19 protein-coding genes are annotated in these 19,566 nt (G+C 38.6%); 15 read left to right on the top strand and 4 right to left on the bottom strand.

Annotated features, from left to right (window positions below; genetic code table 11):
- Positions 1–71 precede the first annotated feature (71 nt).
- The 10 genes from LMF89_RS26050 (at position 72) to LMF89_RS02605 (ending at position 9,515) form a co-directional block, all read left to right on the top strand.
- Positions 72–974, top strand: a complete 903-nt coding sequence (locus LMF89_RS26050) for a 3D domain-containing protein (protein ID WP_304622593.1) — start codon at positions 72–74, stop codon at positions 972–974.
- A 121-nt stretch (positions 975–1,095) separates the two neighbouring features.
- Complete coding sequence (locus LMF89_RS02645; RefSeq protein WP_229533774.1) at positions 1,096–1,671, top strand: anthranilate synthase component II; 576 nt, start codon at positions 1,096–1,098, stop codon at positions 1,669–1,671.
- Entirely contained in the window at positions 1,671–3,071 is a 1,401-nt protein-coding gene (gene pabB / locus LMF89_RS02640; protein ID WP_229533773.1) for an aminodeoxychorismate synthase component I, read from the top strand. The genes LMF89_RS02645 and pabB overlap by 1 nt, the downstream gene beginning before the upstream one ends.
- Before the next feature lie 12 nt (positions 3,072–3,083).
- A complete protein-coding gene (locus LMF89_RS02635) occupies positions 3,084–3,962 on the top strand; it encodes an aminotransferase class IV (protein WP_229533772.1) in 879 nt (292 codons plus the stop codon).
- 259 nt (positions 3,963–4,221) lie between these two features.
- A complete protein-coding gene (locus tag LMF89_RS02630; protein ID WP_229533771.1) occupies positions 4,222–4,842 on the top strand; it encodes a GntR family transcriptional regulator in 621 nt (206 codons plus the stop codon).
- Positions 4,843–5,203: 361 nt separating this feature from the next.
- Positions 5,204–6,361 carry an ABC transporter ATP-binding protein gene (locus LMF89_RS02625; protein ID WP_229533770.1) on the top strand — a complete coding sequence of 386 codons (1,158 nt, stop codon included), beginning with the start codon at positions 5,204–5,206 and terminating at the stop codon, positions 6,359–6,361.
- Complete coding sequence (locus LMF89_RS02620; RefSeq protein ID WP_007955863.1) at positions 6,355–6,999, top strand: ABC transporter permease; 645 nt, start codon at positions 6,355–6,357, stop codon at positions 6,997–6,999. Before LMF89_RS02625 ends, LMF89_RS02620 begins: the two co-directional genes overlap by 7 nt.
- Before the next feature lie 17 nt (positions 7,000–7,016).
- A complete protein-coding gene (locus tag LMF89_RS02615) occupies positions 7,017–7,913 on the top strand; it encodes a glycine betaine ABC transporter substrate-binding protein (RefSeq protein WP_229533769.1) in 897 nt (298 codons plus the stop codon).
- Positions 7,914–8,101: 188 nt separating this feature from the next.
- Positions 8,102–8,956 carry a pyridoxamine kinase gene (locus LMF89_RS02610; RefSeq protein ID WP_229533768.1) on the top strand — a complete coding sequence of 285 codons (855 nt, stop codon included), beginning with the start codon at positions 8,102–8,104 and terminating at the stop codon, positions 8,954–8,956.
- A gap of 25 nt (positions 8,957–8,981) precedes the next feature.
- Positions 8,982–9,515 carry an ECF transporter S component gene (locus LMF89_RS02605; RefSeq protein ID WP_229533767.1) on the top strand — a complete coding sequence of 178 codons (534 nt, stop codon included), beginning with the start codon at positions 8,982–8,984 and terminating at the stop codon, positions 9,513–9,515.
- A gap of 107 nt (positions 9,516–9,622) precedes the next feature.
- Here the strand turns inward: LMF89_RS02605 and LMF89_RS02600 are convergent, their stop codons facing one another.
- The 3 genes from LMF89_RS02600 to LMF89_RS02590 all read right to left on the bottom strand — a co-directional run bounded on the left by LMF89_RS02600 (position 9,623) and on the right by LMF89_RS02590 (position 12,433).
- The gene (locus LMF89_RS02600) at positions 9,623–10,684 is read right to left on the bottom strand and encodes an AbrB family transcriptional regulator (protein ID WP_229533766.1); all 1,062 of its coding nucleotides are present in this window, start codon (positions 10,682–10,684) and stop codon (positions 9,623–9,625) included.
- 164 nt (positions 10,685–10,848) lie between these two features.
- A complete protein-coding gene (locus LMF89_RS02595; RefSeq protein WP_229533765.1) occupies positions 10,849–11,616 on the bottom strand; it encodes a hypothetical protein in 768 nt (255 codons plus the stop codon).
- A 214-nt stretch (positions 11,617–11,830) separates the two neighbouring features.
- A complete protein-coding gene (locus tag LMF89_RS02590) occupies positions 11,831–12,433 on the bottom strand; it encodes a hypothetical protein (protein WP_229533764.1) in 603 nt (200 codons plus the stop codon).
- Positions 12,434–12,638: 205 nt separating this feature from the next.
- Between LMF89_RS02590 and LMF89_RS02585 the strand changes: the two genes are divergently transcribed.
- Positions 12,639–12,794 (top strand): hypothetical protein, encoded by a 156-nt coding sequence (locus tag LMF89_RS02585; protein ID WP_007955885.1) that lies wholly within the window; start codon positions 12,639–12,641, stop codon positions 12,792–12,794.
- Between the two features lie 224 nt (positions 12,795–13,018).
- Positions 13,019–13,933 carry a TIGR01777 family oxidoreductase gene (locus LMF89_RS02580; RefSeq protein ID WP_229533763.1) on the top strand — a complete coding sequence of 305 codons (915 nt, stop codon included), beginning with the start codon at positions 13,019–13,021 and terminating at the stop codon, positions 13,931–13,933.
- Positions 13,934–14,012: 79 nt separating this feature from the next.
- Here the strand turns inward: LMF89_RS02580 and LMF89_RS02575 are convergent, their stop codons facing one another.
- Complete coding sequence (locus tag LMF89_RS02575) at positions 14,013–14,222, bottom strand: (2Fe-2S)-binding protein (protein WP_229533762.1); 210 nt, start codon at positions 14,220–14,222, stop codon at positions 14,013–14,015.
- Between the two features lie 193 nt (positions 14,223–14,415).
- Here LMF89_RS02575 and LMF89_RS02570 point away from each other — a divergent pair, with 193 nt between their 5' ends.
- The 3 genes from LMF89_RS02570 (at position 14,416) to LMF89_RS02560 (ending at position 19,557) form a co-directional block, all read left to right on the top strand.
- Positions 14,416–16,608: a DNA topoisomerase III gene (locus LMF89_RS02570; RefSeq protein ID WP_229533761.1), complete on the top strand. Its 2,193-nt coding sequence runs from the start codon at positions 14,416–14,418 to the stop codon at positions 16,606–16,608.
- 389 nt (positions 16,609–16,997) lie between these two features.
- Positions 16,998–18,845: an ATP-binding protein gene (locus tag LMF89_RS02565; protein ID WP_229533760.1), complete on the top strand. Its 1,848-nt coding sequence runs from the start codon at positions 16,998–17,000 to the stop codon at positions 18,843–18,845.
- Positions 18,846–18,855: 10 nt separating this feature from the next.
- Positions 18,856–19,557, top strand: a complete 702-nt coding sequence (locus tag LMF89_RS02560; RefSeq protein WP_229533759.1) for a GNAT family N-acetyltransferase — start codon at positions 18,856–18,858, stop codon at positions 19,555–19,557.
- Positions 19,558–19,566 lie beyond the last annotated feature (9 nt).

The following is a 19,566-nucleotide window of genomic DNA, read 5'->3' as shown; positions in this document are numbered from 1 at the left end:
AAAATTCTTGGAATGCCAGAAAATAATCAGTAAATACTATGGATAATAACCTCATAAAGGAGGCAGTCCAGATGAAGCATACGGCTCATAAGCGCATTGTACATTTTAAGAGAAGATATAAACACATTGCAGCGGCATTCGCAGGAGCTATTCTGATGTCGTCAGCATTATTACCAGGTATACCCGTTTCAACTGCTCAAGCAGCTGTTAAGTCTAATATTGGTAATACTCGAGATGCCAGTGCGCAACAAATGGAAAATGAGAATCGAACAAAAAGCCTGGTAGGGAAGAAAGGTAAAGTGAGTAGCAGTGAAGTAAAGCATACGATTAGACAAAACCTTAAGAGTAATAAAATCCTAACAGGGACTTCCCAGCCGCCAATCCATCAAGGTAAAGCAAAGAATCCTGCTAATAAAGCTGATCCACCCGTGACAAATCCTTCTCATCCATCAAATACTTTAGCTTCTAAGGAAAAAGATGCTTCCACAAGACCGAGTTCAGACAATCAACAAAACCATAAGAGAGCCCCTTCACCGTCTGCTCTTGAAGGAAATAAAGATAAACAAGAAAAAGCAGAACGTAATTTTCAAAAACCACAGGAGGATTCTACAGCAAAGCCAGATACCGAGAAAAAGCAATCAGGTAATGCGCCTAGTAAATATGAAAAAGTTTTGGATATTAAAGCAACTGCCTATTCTCCAGGTCCTTTAGATAACGATCAGTGGGGTGACAAAACCTATTTAGGAACAACTATTCGCCCAGGAGTAGTTGCTGTAGATCCAAAGGTGATTCCCTTAGGTTCACGTTTATATGTTGAGTATCCGGATGGACATGGTGAATATGCAGTAGCGGAAGATACTGGTGGCGCTATTAAAGGAAATCGAATTGATATCGCCATAATGAATCGGGAAAAAGCCACTGAGTTTGGCATAAAACCGGTAAAAGTATATGTGGTAAACACCCCAAAAGAATGAGGAGAAATACAAAGTAACCTGAACTTCCATCAGGTTATTTTTTTTTGAAATCATGAAGTTTTATGTCATAATAGACATAGAAGTGGAATAGCTTTTGAACAAAGTTAGGATGGAGGCACTAATGATTCTTGTAATAGATAATTATGATTCCTTTGTGTATAATTTGGTGCAATATCTTGGTGAATTGGGACAGGAAATCCAAGTAGTACGTAATGATAAGATTACTATTTCTGAGATCCAGATGTTATCACCTAGTCATATTTTAATCTCACCAGGGCCTTGTACTCCCAATGAAGCCGGTATTAGTTTGCAAACAATCCAGCACTTTAAAGGCATTATACCTATATTAGGTGTATGTCTGGGACATCAGGCTATCGGTCAGGTATTTGGCGGCGACGTCATAAGGGCAGAACGGCTGGTACATGGTAAAACTTCTATCGTTTGTCATGATGGCAAAGGTATTTTTAAAGGCCTTACCAGTCCTGTGCGAGCTACTCGCTATCACTCTTTGATTTTAAAACGGGAAACATTGCCCGAGTGTTTTACAGTTACGGCAGAAACAAAGCAAGGCGAAATTATGGGAGTGCGGCATAAAGAATATGCTATTGAGGGAGTACAATTTCATCCAGAATCCATATTAACGGAACATGGGCACAGTATGCTACAAAACTTTCTAGATATGAGAGGAATCATATAGTGAAACCAATACTTCGTGAGATTACATCTGATTACTCTGCTGAAGAAGTGTATGCATTGTTCTCGAATGAGGAGAATAGTGTCTTCTTAGACAGTGCTATGGATGTTGAAAATATGGGCAGATACTCCTTTATTGGTAGAGATCCTTTTTTATTATTTACCAGTAAAGATGCTAGGATTACGATTCAGGATGATGCAGGAAGACGCAGCGTAGCAGGGAACGCTTTTACAATTTTGAAAGAATTATTAGCTCAATATTCTACGGAAAAGCTTCCCCACTATCCACCTCTAGCCGGTGGGATTATGGGATACTTTGGCTATGAGATGGGATATTTACTGGAAGATATAGCGAAGAATGAGCATAAGAACAAGAATCTGCCTGATTGCTGTTTTGGTTTTTATGACACCATACTTATCTTTGATCAACATGAGAAAAAAACATATATTGCATCTACAGGTTTTCCAGAAAAAAATGAGAAGGAAAGGATAGGTAGAGCCAATCGCCGCATTGAGGAATGGATTGAACTGATGCAGCAAGCTTCTTTTTTAGACGTACCTCGCCAACCGATAGCGCAAGGTACTTATACGTCCCATTTTACCAAAGAATCCTATTGCAGCATGGTGGAGAAAGCCATTGCATATATTGGCGCAGGTGATATTTTTCAAGTTAATGTATCTCAACGATTTTCAGCGGATTTGACGGTGTCTCCTTTCGAGCTATATCGATATCTACGACATATTAATCCTGCGCCTTTTGCTTCTTATTTGAACTTTGGCGAGGTGGTGGTAGCAAGTACTTCACCTGAGCGATACTTACGATTAGAAGATAGAAGGATTGAAACAAGACCCATTAAAGGGACAAGACCTAGAGGCAGTGATAAACACTCTGACAGTCAATTAAGGCAGGAGCTTTTGGCTAGTGAGAAGGACCAGGCAGAATTGGTCATGATCATTGATCTGGAGCGTAATGACTTGGGGCGTGTCTGTGAATTTGGCAGCGTTTGTGTACCCAATCTAATTCGATTAGAAGAATATCCTACTGTCTTTCATTTGGTGTCGACAGTGGCAGGAGAATTAACCAAAGATAAAGGTATTTTAGATGCTGTCATGGCATCCTTTCCAGGGGGCTCTATCACAGGGGCGCCAAAGGTTAGGGCTATGGAAATTATAGATGAATTAGAGCCGGTAAAACGGGGAATTTATACAGGTTCTATTGGTTATATTGATTTTAATGGTGATGCTGATTTAAATATTGTTATACGAACGATTGTTATACAAGGGGGACAGGCATATTTTCAAGTTGGCGGAGGGATTGTTGCTGACTCCGTTCCAGAACTTGAGTACATAGAAACATTGGATAAAGCACGAGCTTTGCTGAAAGCTCTAGGATTTAAAGGATAAGGGGGAAAAGATATGCACAATAGCTGGATTTATCTAAATGGCAAGTTGATATTAGGCAATGAGGCCAGCATCTCTCCTTATGATCATGGTTTTTTATATGGTCATGGTTTATTCGAGACCATGAGAGTATATAAGGGGCGAGTATTTTACTTCGTGGAACATGTAAAGCGTTTGCATGCAGGTATGAAAATACTGGGGTGGCCTAGCTGCCCTTCTGTAGATGAATTATCGAAGGCCATTTATCAAACGTTGCAAAAAAATGATTTGCAAGAAGCTACTGTTCGCTTAACCATATCCCGAGGGACAGGGGCAAGTCGCCCAGATCCTGCGACTTGCGGTGGTCCTACGGTGATCGTATTTGCTGCGCCCATTCAGCCCCTTGGCGATGATGCCTATGAACGAGGATGGAGCTTGGCGACGGTCAATATACGCCGTAATCTTACCTCGCCTTTATGTGTAGTGAAGGCAGCTAACTATCTTGATAATATAGTGGCAAAATCGGAAGCAAAAGATAAGGGCGCTAATGAAGCATTACTGTTAAATAACATGGATCAGGTTGCAGAAGGTACGATGTGTAATCTTTTTTTAGTGGTGGAAGGCAGATTAATTACACCTGATAAAAAAAGCGGTTTATTACCAGGTATTACTAGAGATATTGTTTTGGAACTTGCTCGGCAGGCTGGAATCACCATTGAAGAACGACAAGTAAGCCCTGATGAACTACTAAGAGCTTCCGAAATATTCATTACTAGTTCTTTACTAGAAATTATGGCAGTAACCACGTTGGACGGACGTAAAGTAAATCAAGGGAGAAGGGGTAATATGACAGCCTTCTTAAGGCGGCAGTATCAAAAACATATCCAGGAATGGTTGTCAATTATAAGAGTGTAGCTGATAAAATTGATACTGGAGCCCTGTACTTTTTGGCAGGGTTTTTATAATGAAAATGGATATTATATAGGAAGATAAATGATGGAATATGTTATAATTACTTAAGAGTTGCGACTGGTTAGAGCTGATCGGTGATGATGGTCCAAGAAGAAAGTAAAAAAATCTTGATTTCATGATTAGAATAGTATATGATTACAAATTGTTGAGATGTGTAAGTTATTGGCACATAGGGACTTATATGTAAAAGCAGAGGCGAAAAATGAGAATGAAAAGTAATATACCCGTATATGAGTCCATTGCAATGGATGTAGCGGAGCGGATTGTTAATGGTGAATTTGCTGTTGGTGATAAGATATCAGGACGTACATTGCTGGCCAGTCAGTACAATGTCTCTCCTGAAACCATTCGTAAGGCCATGGGGTTACTAGGGCAGGCAAATGTTGTTGCTGTATCTCAAGGAAAAGAAATTCTAGTACAATCCCAAGAGCAGGCTGAGGAATTTATACGGCATCACCTGGCTATGCATTCAGCTTATTCTTTAAAACAAGAGCTAGAATTTTTAATGGAAAAGAAAAACGAAATCAATAACCGCTTTGATGAAATTATCGTTCAAATTACGCGTTATACTGATCGGCTGAGAAATTTACAACCTTTTAATCCTGTTGAGGTATATGTTTCAGAAAATGCCAGCGCAGTAGGGCGTTCTGTTGCTCAGCTTGGGCTTTGGCAGCGTACAGGTGCCACTCTTATTGCCATCAGAAGAGGAATGGAAGTAATCATATCTCCAGGAGCAGGTGCACTCCTGCAAGCTGGAGATCGTCTAATCGTGGTTGGTTCCGGTGATATTTTGGAAAAAGTGAATACAGTACTGCAAGAATGAATGTTAAAAATCCCCTTGATAAGCAGCACATATCCTGTGCTATTTATCAAGGGGATTTTTAACTAGCTAAGTTTTAGGTGAAAAATAAGATTTTATGAACCACAAAGGCATAATGCCGCTGATGCGGCACACAAAGGAGTGCACAAAAAATAAATAAAACCCTTTGTGTCCTTTGCGTCTTTGTGGTTGATTTTTCGATTCGTTATACTAACAACTTCATTAGCATGAAAAAATTGCTAGTGTCTTGCATGGCTAACAATTTTATGGTATAGTGTAAGTTGTTAGTTTGAAAATGCTATGAGAATCTCTTATAGTTTTGAAAATCTTGTACTAGCACAAGATAACGAAAGAGGGGGATTTGATGATACGTTTCGAAAATATATCTAAGATGTATGAGCATGGACGAAAAGTGGTAGATGATATCAATCTACATATTAGAGAAGGTGAAATCCTAGTACTGATTGGTCCTAGTGGTTGTGGGAAAACAACCACTATGAAAATGATTAATCGTTTAGTAGAATCAACTACAGGGAAGATCTTTATAAAAGGTGAGGATATCAGTCAGTTAAATCCTGTTGAGCTGCGGAGAAATATTGGCTATGTGATACAAAATATCGGCTTACTGCCTCATATGACAATCGCTGAAAATGTGGCATTGGTACCAAAACTAAAAAAATGGGATAAGAATATGTATTTGAACCGTGTTGCTGATTTACTCCGCATGGTTAATCTTGATCCTGATATTTATAGTAATCGCTATCCTAATGAATTAAGCGGTGGTCAACAACAGCGAATTGGAGTAATTCGTGCCATGGCTGCTGATCCGCCAATCATATTAATGGATGAACCATTTAGTGCCTTGGACCCTATCAGTCGTGAGCAGCTGCAGGATGAACTGGTTCGATTACAGGAAGTAATTTCTAAAACAATCATTTTCGTTACGCATGATATTGATGAAGCAATCAAAATTGCCAATCGTATTTGTATTATTAAAGACGGCAAAATTGTGCAAGTAGATACACCTGAGCAGATATTGCGTCATCCAGCGAATGAATTTGTCAAAGAGTTTATTGGCGTAAATCGGCTGCAAAAAGCAGATATCTTACCATCTATTCAGGAAATCATGGTAAGACCCGTTACTGCACGGCCTAGTAAGGGGCTCGCAGAAGCAATTGTGCAAATGAGAAAGCAGAAAGTTGATACTCTGCTTGTTGTGGATCCTAATCGAAAATTACTTGGGAAAGTTAGTGTGTGGGATATTCACAATAATTTTCAGCAGGAAGAAATTCTGCTGCAGGATGTATTAAATCCTGTTATATATAAGATAAATGTAAGTCAGTCTTTAACAGAAGCATTACAAATTATTAGCAAACATCATATTGCTTATCTTCCTGTAGTTAGTGAAGAAAATGAATTATTAGGAGTGATTACTCGGTCAAGCCTAGTAGATGTTATGGCTGAACGGTTTCAAGAAGCTGAGAGTGGCCCAATAATAGAGGGAGGGGCGATTCTATGTTAATTGATTTACTTGAAATTTTTCAAAATCGATATGAAGATATTTTGATGGCCTCTTGGGAACATCTGCAATTAACATTTATTTCATTGTTTATTGCTAATTTGATTGCTATTCCTCTCGGTATTTTGTTGACACGTCATAGAAAATGGGCGGAACCGATTATTGGCGTGACAGCAGTCTTTCAAACGATTCCTAGTTTGGCATTGTTAGGTTTTATGATACCCTTCTTTGGTATTGGTAATGTGCCTGCTATTATTGCTTTGACCATATACGGTTTACTCCCGATTCTTCGCAATACCTATACCGGAATCATAGGTGTAACACCTGCTGCTGTAGAGGCGGGTATTGGTATGGGTATGACATCTATACAAGTATTATTTATGGTGGAGCTACCTATGGCATTATCCGTTATTATGGCAGGAGTTCGAACAGCGACTGTACTTATTGTAGGTGTGGCTACTTTGGCAGCACTGATTGGTGCAGGGGGGCTGGGAGATTTGATTTTCCGTGGCATTGCTATGGCTAATTCACCATTAATTATGGCTGGTGCGTTACCTGCTGCATTTTTAGCAATTGTCTTTGATTTTGCTCTAAAACGCTTGGAGTACAAAGCGCAACCAAAGGGATTAAAGAAATTGTAAAATAGGGAGATGATAGGATGAAAAAGACAGCTATTTTGTTACTTAGTGTTTTAGTGGTAATGGTGTTTACAGGATGTTCTTTGTTATCAGGGAAAAATAGTAACACCGTTGTAATTGCTGGAAAGAACTTTACCGAACAAGATATTTTAGTCTACATGATGAAATATGTGATTGAAGATCAAACCAAATTGAAAGTCGAAACGAAAGCTTTTCTTGGAGGAACTAGTGTTGTATCCCAAGCTATTGAACGCGGGGATATTGACATATATCCTGAATATACAGGTACGGCACTCATTAATCTTCTAGGGGAGCCAATGATTAGTGATCCTCAGGCTGCCTATGATAAAGTAAAGAACATATATAAAGAGAAGAAGCAAATTATTTGGCTTGAACCTTTCGGTTTTAACAATACCTATACCTTAACCATGCGTACTGATGAAGCAGAGCGTTTAGGAATTAATACCATTTCTGATTTGGCAGCTAAGGCAGATCGCCTGATGCTTGGATGTACGCAAGAGTTTCTAGAACGAGCAGATGGACAAAAAGGCTTAGAAGAGAAATATGGCTTTAAATTTGCCGCTGCTAGTGGGATGGACCCAGGTTTGACATATGCAGCAGTACGTGATAAAAAGGTTGATGTTATTGACGGATTTTCTACTGATGGGCGTATTGTAGCATTTAATTTGAAGGTCTTAGAGGATGATAAAAAGTTCTTCCCTCCATATTATGCGGCCCCTATTATAAGAGAAGATACGTTAAAAAAGCATCCTGAAATTGCCGATGCGCTTAAATTACTGGCAGGAAAATTAAATGAAACAGAGATGGCTAAGCTCAATGCAAAAGTAGATTTGGAAAAACAAGATCCAAAGGCCGTAGCCAAGGAATGGCTGCAATCCAAAGGATTAATTAAATAAATAGCAAAAGAAGACTTGACCCAGGCTGCGGTCAAGTCTTCTTTTGCTATTTGCCATTTGGATAAGGAAAAAGATGTTTCTTGAAATCTGGCAGTACCTTCAAAATTGACGAGTGGCTTTCTTTTGCGATATACTAATTTTCGATGTATTATAAAATATAGGAGATTTATGCTTAAAAGGAGAAAGTAATGAAAAATTTCGTGCCCAAAGTGGCGGCTGTTCATGATATTTCCTGTTTTGGACGCTGCTCTTTAACAGTCATTATGCCTGTATTATCAACAATGGGAATTCAAGTCTGTCCTCTTCCGACAGCTGTATTAAGTACTCACTTAGGTGGTTTTAAAGACTTAGCATTTTGCGATTTTACAAACCACATGCCGGATTTTTTTCATCATTGGAAGAAAGAAGAAATTGATTTTCATTGTATTTACAGTGGTTTTTTGGCTTCAGAGGAACAAATTGATGTAGTACAGCACTTTATTGATGAATTTTCTTCCAACCATCCCTTGGTAGTTGTGGACCCAGTCATGGGGGATGAGGGGAAGTTATATTCTATTTATACGCGTCACATGCAAGAGCGAATGAAGGATTTAGTTCGAAAAGCAGATATTGTTACACCGAATTATACGGAGGCATGTTTTTTACTGGGAGAGAGTTATCAGAATACAATCTATGATACCAAGAAAATGAAGAAATGGCTTGTGGACTTAGGAGGTTTTGGTCCATCCAAGGTGGTAATCACAGGAATTCCCTTTGTGAATGAGAAAATTCTTACCATAGGATATGATAAAAGGCAAAATAGCTTCTGGGAAGTTTACAGCGACCACATTCCAGCTAAATATCCTGGAACAGGAGATATTTTTGCAAGTGTGCTGGTGGGGTCTTTGCTGCAGCAGGACTGTCTGTCAGCAGCCATGGAACGGGCAGCCGAATTTGTCAGGATCTCCATTCAAACGACCTTTGCTGCTCAAACTCCCTCCCGTGAGGGTGTATTGGTAGAAAAGGTGCTGCCTTGGCTTTGCAGAGATACCAGCCAAGAATAAAAAGGAAATATAGGGAGGTTGAGCTATGAATCGCAAGCGTAAATTGGATGTAAGAGATATTGTATTTATCGGTGTACTCTCCTCTATGTGTACGATTGCCACAACCATTAAAATACCTTTTGGCGTTGGAGCAATGGTTCATTTGGGATCGGCATTTTTATATACAATGGGTATTATTTTTGGTGGTGTATATGCAGGATTGGCAGGAGCCATTGGATCAGGTTTTTATGATCTTTTGATGGGCTTTTCTCCTTATACACTATGGTCTTTTGTTATTAAAGGAATTGCAGGTTTGATTGTTGGTGTGGTTGCTAAAGGATTATGGCCTGAGGCCACGGCAAGTTCTCATGGGGCAGGCAAGTTGTTTGTCCGCGCTTTCTTTGCCTGTATTTTAGCTGCTCTTTGGACATTATGCGGATATATTTTAGCCTGGTGGTATGTTACGGGGAGTTTTGCTACTGCGCTGGGGAATATACCTAGTTCCTTAATGACATCGGGTGCAGGACTGATTATAGCGCTTATTTTAGGACCTAAGTTACGTAAGCTGTTAAGACGGTAACGCTGCAGCGAAATGATGAAAGCTGGCGATAGATACAAAATAAAACAGCAAGATTAGCCGAGAAATATCGAAAATCAGGCTAATCTTGCTGTTTTTAGTATTTCATATTAGAGGGTAGGCTGCAAGGTCTTGTGAACTGCTTTTTTCCCTAACCACCATCGCAGCAGGGGAATCCCGATAAGCAGCATGGATAATAAGCGAAATAATTGGTAGGCAACAACCAGTGAAACATCAGCATGAACCGTCATGGCTGTGAGTCCCATCTCTGTTATGCCACCGGGGGCGGTACTGATAAAAGCGGTTAGAAAAGGAATTCCATAGAGCTTCACCAGCAAATAATCAATCCCTAATGAACCTGTAATGACAAAAATTACTCCTCCAAAGCTATAGGAGACAATGGATTTCCAATTTGTTAATCCATCGAAAGTGATATCGGCTCCCATGCGTATTCCAATGAATATCTGTGCTAATGCTGTGATGTATTGGGGAAGATGAGGAGCGTCATAGCCTTGAATGATAAGGGCAATGGTTCCAATAACAGGTCCCATAAGATAAGGGGTGGGAATTCTGATGACTCTGGCTATGAAGGCCGAAATAATACATACAATTCCAAAGGGCAGAAATTGTTCAAATTGTAAAGAGGCAGTAGATGCAAAAAGCGGCAGAGGGGTAGAATTGTTTGAAAGACCGTAAATTGCCAGCATTGGTACAATAAATACAACGGTTAGTACCCTGGTTATTTGCATAAGAGTAACGACAGCAACATCGGCACCATCAATTTCCTCACAAATGACAGCCATTTGGGAAAGACCGCCGGGTATACTGCCAACCAAACCATTTACCATCCCCACACCTGTAAAGCGGCAAGTAAACCATCCTGCCAAAAGGCTCATTGTCATAGTAGTGAAGGTCGTTAGCAGCATGCCGGGGAGCTGATCTAAAATTTGTTGACCTACCTGAAGGGTAAAAGGACTGCCCATAGCATACCCAAGAAAAATTAGACCTGTATTGCGTATGGATTTTGGCCAATGGATGGGTTTCTTTCTAACTGTCTTCCAAAGTAAGGTGGTCACCAAGGGACCGATGGTCCAAGGAAGAGGAATATGGGCACTAAAAAAGATGATTCCTCCTATACAAGATAAGAAGAAAATTACAATATTATTTTTCATGTTTCGCCTTTCCAATCGATTTCATTGTAAATATCCAGCGGGATATTTACAAAAAAGTAATATAAATATAAAATACCATGAGATAGTTGCGCGGTCAACTATCTCATGGTATTTTATATTTATTTTTTGAAGCAGGAAGAACAACGCTAACATTGTAAGTGAGGTTAAATCGCTTGCCAAAGAGTAGCTAAATTGTCAGTATTATATTTTTTTACAGATTTTTCTTTAAGTGCGGCAAGAGTATCTGCGCTATATTGAATGGGTTGATTAGACAAAGATCCTGATTCCGTTAATTTCCAGCCGCTTGAAGTTTGGGATAGCGTAAAGGTCATAGCCGCTAAATCCGTATTGCCATGAAGGGTCATTCCATTTACAAGTTCTCGGGTATAGTAACAAGAACCAGTAATAGAAGTAGAATCAGCATCAGAAATATCAACATATAAAAGGGTAAAATGATCATATTTCGCTACCCAATTATCAAACTGTTCTTTTGTAAGCTGCCTGGACACAATATCTATTTCCTGCAATTTTTCTAAGTCTTTTGTATTAAAGGAATCCAACCTTTTTAGTAATAGATGAATGGCTTTACGCTCTTCAGGGGCAATGGATGATGTAATTTTTGCTACGTTAGAGAGTTCTACAATTTTTCCCCATTGGAAGGTACTCATGGTATTTGCCTTCAGCTTTGCGTCAAATTGAATAATGAGCCCGTCTTTCTTAAATTTACGCGGCAAATTGATTGGCTGATATTTTACGCCATCGTCTCCGATTATGCCGTAAAAGCCTTGAATATTAGGGGCGGTTACTTGACCAGTCATATGAAAGGTGGTATTGACCTGGGAGGGATCTGCCACAGCTAAGGCAGTATGAGAAAATACAGTAAGCATCAGAATTGAAAATAAACATAAGCATCTTTTCGTAATTGTATTCATAAAGCACTCCTTGATTTTAAGTTTTATTGATGATCGGGTACATAGTATTAGGTAAAAAGGCAATGGACCGCAAAAGTCATGAAGAAATAAAGGAATGATTTAACCACAAAGGCGCAATGCCGCCGCCCGCGGCACACAAAGGAGTGCACAAAAAAATATAAATAAAACCCTTTGTGTCCTTTGCGTCTTTGTGGTTCATAATGTTTTATTTTTTTTATTCACCTTTAAGTGTAAGAGCATCGGCGGGGACTCTTTTATAAGGCAATTTTCCAATGAGCTCATCCATTGCTTTCCCGACAGAATTGTAAAGGCTTGTGTCAACTCTCAGGGGTTCTAAGCCAGAGTTAGAAGCTTTTAGGGACAAATATGTACCGTCCTTGGCAGTATATGCGTAACATTTTATCAAGACTCTGGTATCCAAATAGGTATCATCATCATCAGAATAAAGACCCCAGAAGGAAGGGGTTACAGTCACTGCTTGGGCCTGGACAAGTTCAACACCAATCACGATATCTGCAGAAAGATCTTTTGCCAGCTTTTCCATGGCTGCTTTATCTTTTAGTTTTTTTAGCGTGTCTTTTTGTACTGCCCTGGCTGCAGATTCTGCAGGGATGATTTCATAAAAGGGAAATTTGAATTTATTTTTAACTTTTGTTTGTACCAATTCTACGATCTCTTCATCTTGGCAGTTCGCAGTATTGACTAAAGGTAGTACAGCAACATGATACGTGTTATAAGCAAGAGCCGATAAGGGATTTAAAATAATATAAAGCTGCAGAAAAGCAATTAGAATCAAAAATTTCTTAAAACGAGTCATAATCTCACCTCATATAATTTTCTTTCCTAAATATAGGATATCATAAAGTACAAGCATAAAGAAGACTTAATTCGGATAGAGTGGACGCTCAGCTTGAATTAAATCTTCTTTATGCTTACTATATTTTCTAGTAACTGAAAACATAATAGGATTACAACGCATATAATACATAACCAGGGACATTTAAAAAGAGGGAGGAATGGGGATGGAGTGGGTCAATTTAGTAATGGATCATTCTGGTATTACGATTATTTTCTTACTAATATGTTTGCTCTGTTTTAATTTTGGCAGCTTTATCTTTCTACTATTGATTCTAGCGGCACTTTATTTTGGAGGAACATGGCTGTTAGGATGTATATAAGAAAGCGGATATGAGATTAAAGAAAAGAACAAATCCCATTGCCCCATTGCAGAGTAAAAATAAGTATTGCGAGTGCAATGGGGCGGGGAAACTTATATATTGAAGGATGGAAAGTAATTTGACCCGCGTAAGTCCTAATTCTTTTGCGATACATAATGGAGGAGTTTGGCTAGATGAGTAGAAATGAAGGGTGAGAGAAGGATGGCTAAAGGAGTGAGCAGCTGGTGAATCTATTGATAACCGGAGGGACTGGCTTTGTAGGTCGAGCCGTTGTCAAACAATTGGTATCCCGGGGAAATACATTTCAGATTGTCTCTCGTGACAGTAAGAATTACCCAATAGACTCTGTGGTTCAATTGCCTGAGCCAGGAAAACTATTCACTCCTGCTACGATTGCGGGGACCAGCTGTATTATTAATCTAGCTGGTGAAAGTATTGCAGGCAGCCGATGGAATTCGGTTGTTTGCCAAGAGATCCAAAATAGCAGAGTGAAAATCACTTCTTGTATTGTTGATAGTATTCTTCAGAATCAAAAACTGGGTCTGCCTTATCCCAAGGTATTAATCAATGCATCAGCGATTGGCTACTATGGTTCTCATCCCAAGCAGCGATTCACAGAAAGTAGTGGAAATGGTCATGGCTTCTTAGCCGATGTATGTCGAGCCTGGGAAGAGGAGGCATTAAAAGCGGAAAGCTTGGGAGTACGTGTCCTGCGTTTACGATTTGGTCATGTACTTGGATTGGATGGCGGCATGCTGCCGAAGGTCGCTCTGCCCTTTCGCTTTGGTGTTGGCGGTTATCTTGGAGATGGACAGCAATGGATGTCTTGGATTCATCGTGATGATCTTGTGAACTTGATTCTGCAGGCAGTTGAGTGTGAAGAATGGCAGGGGGCCTATAATGCTTGTACTCCCAATGCTGTCACTATGCAGGAATTTATGGAAGTACTGGGAAGAGTGCTGGGCAGTAAAAGCCGTACTCGTATTCCAGCTTTCTTAGCAACGATACTGTTCGGCGATATGGCACAAGAGGTCTTATTAAAGAGCCTGAAGGTGTATCCTAAGCGTTTGTTGCAGCAAGGCTTTACCTTTCATTATCCTTGCCTTTCCGATGCCTTAACACATATCTTTAAAAAATAGAACCATAATAATAATAATAATAATAATATAATAATAATCCTGGCATTTTTCATAAATGTCAGGATTATTATTATAGTTTTTATGATTGGAACTCTAAGAGTTCTTTGATTTTTGGTGTACATCGTTTGCCGCCACAGGGACCAGAGCCAGCACCGCATTCTCTTTGAACTTTCTCTAAAGTATCAGCTCCAGAGGCAATTATCTTTTTTATAGACGCTTTACTAATAGCTTTGCATATACAGACTTTAGTCAGTTTGTCTAAAATTTCTTGATTTACATTATCACTCATGACATCACCTCGCTTTCCATTTGTTGACTTGCCTTGAATGAGGAAGGTATAATTGGGATACATTTTGACTTATAGAGTGTAAAAGATGTAATATAAGCATAGATTGTATAAAAAGGAAATAAACTCCTGCAAAGAGAACTTTGTTTAATAAAAAAGTTTTACGAGAGCAGTTGTATAGGGAAAGGACTGTATAATGAGTAAAGTATTAGTGTTAGCTGAAAAACCTTCTGTTGGTCGAGATTTAGCCAGAGTATTACGATGTAATCGAAAAGAAAATGGCTATTTTGAGGGAGAAAAACATATTGTTACCTGGGCATTAGGACATTTAGTAACCTTAGCAGATCCAGAAGTATATGATGATAAATATAAATCCTGGAAGCTAGAAGATTTACCCATGCTGCCCACACAATTAAAATTGGTTGTCATTAAGCAAAGCGGCAAGCAGTTTCATACAGTAAAAACACAAATGACGCGCAATGATGTGAGTGAGATTGTAATTGCCACAGATGCGGGGCGGGAGGGGGAACTTGTTGCCCGCTGGATTATTGAAAAGGCACATATCAATAAACCCATTAAGCGGCTGTGGATTTCTTCCGTTACGGATAAAGCCATTAAGGAAGGCTTTAGCAAACTGCGACCTGGCAAAGAGTATGAGAGTCTCTATGCTTCTGCCGTTGCCCGGGCGGAGGTGGATTGGCTTGTGGGAATTAATGCGACTCGCGCTCTAACATGTAAATACAATGCCCAGCTTTCTTGCGGCAGAGTACAAACGCCAACGTTAGCCATTATTGCAGCCAGAGAAGAGGAAATTAAAACCTTTAAACCAAATGAATATTATGGAATTTCTGCAACTGGCAGCAATCATTTAAAATTAATTTGGCAGGATAAGAATACAAAAAATACGCGAACTTTTGATAAAAGCGTTTGTGAAGCACTATTAAATACGGTTAAAAATAAAAATGCTGAAGTGGTGGAAATCGACAAAGCTTATAAAAAGAAGTTTTCGCCCCAATTATATGATTTAACAGAACTGCAGCGAGATGGTAACCGCCTATTTGGTTTTTCACCAAAAGAAACTACCTCTATTATGCAAAGATTGTATGAGAATTATAAGGTGCTAACCTACCCTCGTACGGATTCAAGATATATTTCTACGGATATTGTTGACACCCTCAAAGACCGAGTCAAAGCATGCAGTGTAGGTCCTTATTCTCAAATAGCCTCTGCCATTTTGAAAAAGCCCATTAAAGGGAATTCCTCTTTTGTTGATAATAATAAAGTCTCTGATCATCATGCAATTATCCCAACAGAACAGATGCCAATGCTAAGTTCTATGAGTGATATGGAGAGAAAAATATATGATTTAGTTGTAAAACGATTTTTAGCAGCCTTATATCCGCCATTTGAGTATGAGCAAATCACTCTAAAAGCTAAAATAGGCGGCGAAGTCTTTATTGCCACGGGTAAAACGATTATTGCCCAAGGATGGAAGGCAATTTATGAACATGCTGGTGAGGACGATGAGGCAAAAGAAGATGTAGTAGAACAATTATTACCCAAGATCAACCGAGGGGACACTATATCGATTACTAATGTGAGTCTTACGAAGGGAGAGACGAAACCTCCTGCGCCTTTTAATGAAGGCACCTTATTATCAGCTATGGAGAATCCTGTTAAGTACATGAGTAATGAAAGTGAAGCCTTGAAAAAAACCATTGGAGAAACAGGCGGTCTCGGCACGGTAGCTACAAGAGCGGATGTGATTGAGAAATTATTTAATAGCTTCTTAATCGAAAAGAATGGCAAGAATATTTTTATTACTGCCAAAGGTAAACAACTGCTGGCATTGGTTCCTGAAGATTTAAAATCCCCAGCATTGACTGCTCAATGGGAACAGAAACTAGGCTATATTGCAAAAGGAAGCCTGAATAAAAATATCTTTATTAATGACATGAAAAAATATGCGCAAGTGGTTGTAAGTGAGATCAAAAACAGCCAAGATAAATTTAGGCATGACAATCTTACTAGAACGAAATGTCCGGAATGTGGAAAGTTCATGTTAGAAGTGAATGGCAAGAAGGGAAAAATGCTTGTTTGTCAGGATCGAGAATGCGGGCATCGTAAAAATCTCTCCATAATAACGAATGCCAGGTGCTCTACTTGTCATAAAAAATTGGAATTACGTGGTGAAGGTGAAGGACAGATCTTTGTCTGCAGCTGCGGTTTCCGAGAAAAACTCTCCACCTTCAATGAACGAAAAAAGAAGGAAAGCACCAAAAGTTCAAAGGGAGAAGTCGCTAAATATATGAGAGAACAAAGCAAAGGAAGCGATGGACCTTTTAATTCTGCTATGGCAGAAGCCCTGGCAAAATTGCAGCTAAAATAGAATCTGAAATGGAAAAAGGTCAGTAACCTGTGAAGGTGCTGGCCTTTTGTCTAGTTATAAAAATTATAATTTAAGGAACGTTGACACAGAGGACACAGAGTTAGCAGAGAGCACAGAGGTTTTTAACCCTAATTATTTTTTCTCAGTGTTCTCTGTGCCTCTGTGGTTCACTTCATATGTTTTAAGGATGCGAAGTATTTTTCTTACTTAATCATTCTTAATACTGCTTAATTTTGGCAGTTCAAAATTTTTATTAGCAATATAAACAAGGAAATTTCAAATTAACGGAGAAGTTTACAAAAAGTTACATGTATTGCATTCTTATCAAATTTTTTGAAAAAAGATAAAAGAGGCGACAAAATGATTCCTAAGTTTGTTTTGAGGCTACTATGAAAATTAAAAAACAATCCATCGGATTCCAGTTTATATTATGGACATTACTGGTTTGTATCGCACCTTTCGTTGCGGGTGGACTCTATATAGAGAAGGTGATAACGAAGCAGGTACATGAGAATTTTGAATATTATACCTATGAAGTATTAAATAAAATACATAATAAGATCAATGATGGGGCAATAAAACCAGCCTATGAGGCCATATCACTGTTAGCTATGGATGATCGAACATATGAAGTATCCTTTATTGTAGGAGATCGAATAATAGAAAATTCAGATATGATTACGCCAAGTATGCACCATTTCTTTGTAAATTATGGAAGTATCTTCCTGCATATGATGGGAGTTGCAATTGGAACTGAACAAGGAGGATATTTTGAGTATCCGAGTTTTTTTTCAGAACCTGGATATGACCCCAGGGAGCGCGTTTGGTACCAAGAAGCGATAAATCATAAAGGGGTAGCATATTTAACTGATCCTTATTTTATGCAAACAACAGGAGAACTTGTTATATCCGTTGCACGTGCAGTTGAGCGTGATAATAAAGTAGTTGGTGTTGTAGTAGCAGGGTGGTGTGTAGAAGAATTAGAAAAGGAAATAGAAGAGTTTAAGATTGGGTCAAATGGTTATGTGATTTTACTAAGCCAAAATAATAAAATTATTGTTTGTCCTAAACATAGTGAATGGTTAATGAAAACCCCGCAAGAAATTGATATATCTGCGTTAATGGATTTGACAGATGATGGGAAGATTCACCATGTTACGATTGATGGTAAAAAGCAATTAGCCTCTGTCAATCGATCTCCTATATCAGGTTGGAAAGCCATTGCGATTATTGATGAGAGTGAACTGGAGGAAAAAGTAAGCCGGATAATGACGCCAATATTTATTACTTGCATTGTGATGCTGGTATTAATTTTAGGTTCGATTTTTTGGATAACTAAAAAGTATGTAATAGAGCCAATCAGTGAATTAACCGAGGGCGTTACAGCTCTTAGTAATGGAGATTTGGAATTTAGGGTACCTTTAGGAAGGAAGAATGAATTTGGTATCTTAGCAGTTGCTTTTAATAAGATGGCTGATAAATTGAAGGCTAATTTTAAAAAAATCCAACAACAGAATGAAATGATTTTATGGAATACAATTAGACAAAAAGAAATAGAAAAGCAGATTGCGAGGCTCGATCGATTGAATATTATTGGGGAAATGGCAGCAGGCATTGCCCATGAAGTACGCAATCCTATGACTACAGTACGAGGTTTCCTGCAAATGCTTGCCAAGAAAGAACATGATTCTCCTCATGCTTCTTTCTATAGCATCATGATTGAGGAATTGGATCGGGCCAATGGCATTATAACAGAATTTTTATCCCTGGCGAAAAACAAAGCGGTTAATCTCGAATATGCAAATCTAAATCAAATTATTGAAGCCATTGTCCCTCTTATTGAGGCAGATGCCAGAATCAGTAATAAGAGTATTGTATTAGAATTAAGTGAGATTCCCGAATTGCTGATTGATGAGAAAGAGATTAGGCAAGTGATCCTTAACATGGTGAGAAATGGATTAGAAGCAATGAATGAGAAAGGAGAAGTAAGAATTAAGACGTACTGCGAAGAGAATGTAGTAGTCATGGCGATTGCTGATCAAGGCTCAGGAATAAAAACTGAAATATTAGAGAATATTGGAATCCCCTTTCAGACAACAAAGGAAAGCGGTACCGGTTTAGGTTTACCCGTTTGCTATAGTATTGCCGCAAGACATAATGCGAAAATTACGGTAGAAACTGGTCCTAAAGGAACGGAGTTCTTTATTAAGTTTAAAATAGGACAGAATAATTTATGATAATGAGAGGGTGATAATCATAATAGATGTAGCAGATAACGACCATAGTAAGGAATATGAAATTAAGTTTTTAAATGAAACTCACTTAGACCCAATACTCTGTTTACAGGATACCGTAATAAGGAGTTTATCAGATTCAGCAATTTACTATGGAGAGCCAATAGAATTTTTTCGCAAGCAATTAATGATTAAAGACGGTTCAATGGGTATTTTTAAAAAGGAGCAAGTAGTAGGCTTCCATATGGCATCATTTCCCAGTTTCAATGAAGCTCAGTTAGGTGTTGATATTGGACTAAATCAAGAGGAGTTGTCACAGTTTGTTCAATTAGGACCAGTTGTCATACATCCAGACCATAGGAAAAAGGGACTTCTAACTAGAGTTGCTAATATGCATTTGAAAACTCTTGAAGAAATGGGATATAAGCACGTATGTCTTACTATTTCTCCTAATAATTATCCCACAATAAGGACAACTTTGGCTCAGGGTTTTGTGATAAAGCAGATAAAGAAAAAATTTAACAATTTACTTCGTTATATATTTCATTTAGATTTTAGAAATCGCTTTAAGCAACCTAAATACAGTGTTCGAATACCAAATACAGATATTGAATCCCAAAAGTTTATCTTCAGTCTAGGATTTTACGGTTATAATGTTTTAAAAAATGATAATGGTTTTGACATTGTTTTTGGTCATGATGCAATCAAAGCATAATCGTACTAG

This window comes from Pelosinus baikalensis, from assembly GCF_020819555.1.
GTDB classification, from domain to species: Bacteria; Bacillota; Negativicutes; order DSM-13327; family DSM-13327; genus Pelosinus; species Pelosinus baikalensis.
The sequence above is the reverse complement of the archived record's forward strand: the minus strand, read 5'-3'. Positions and strand labels throughout refer to the sequence as shown.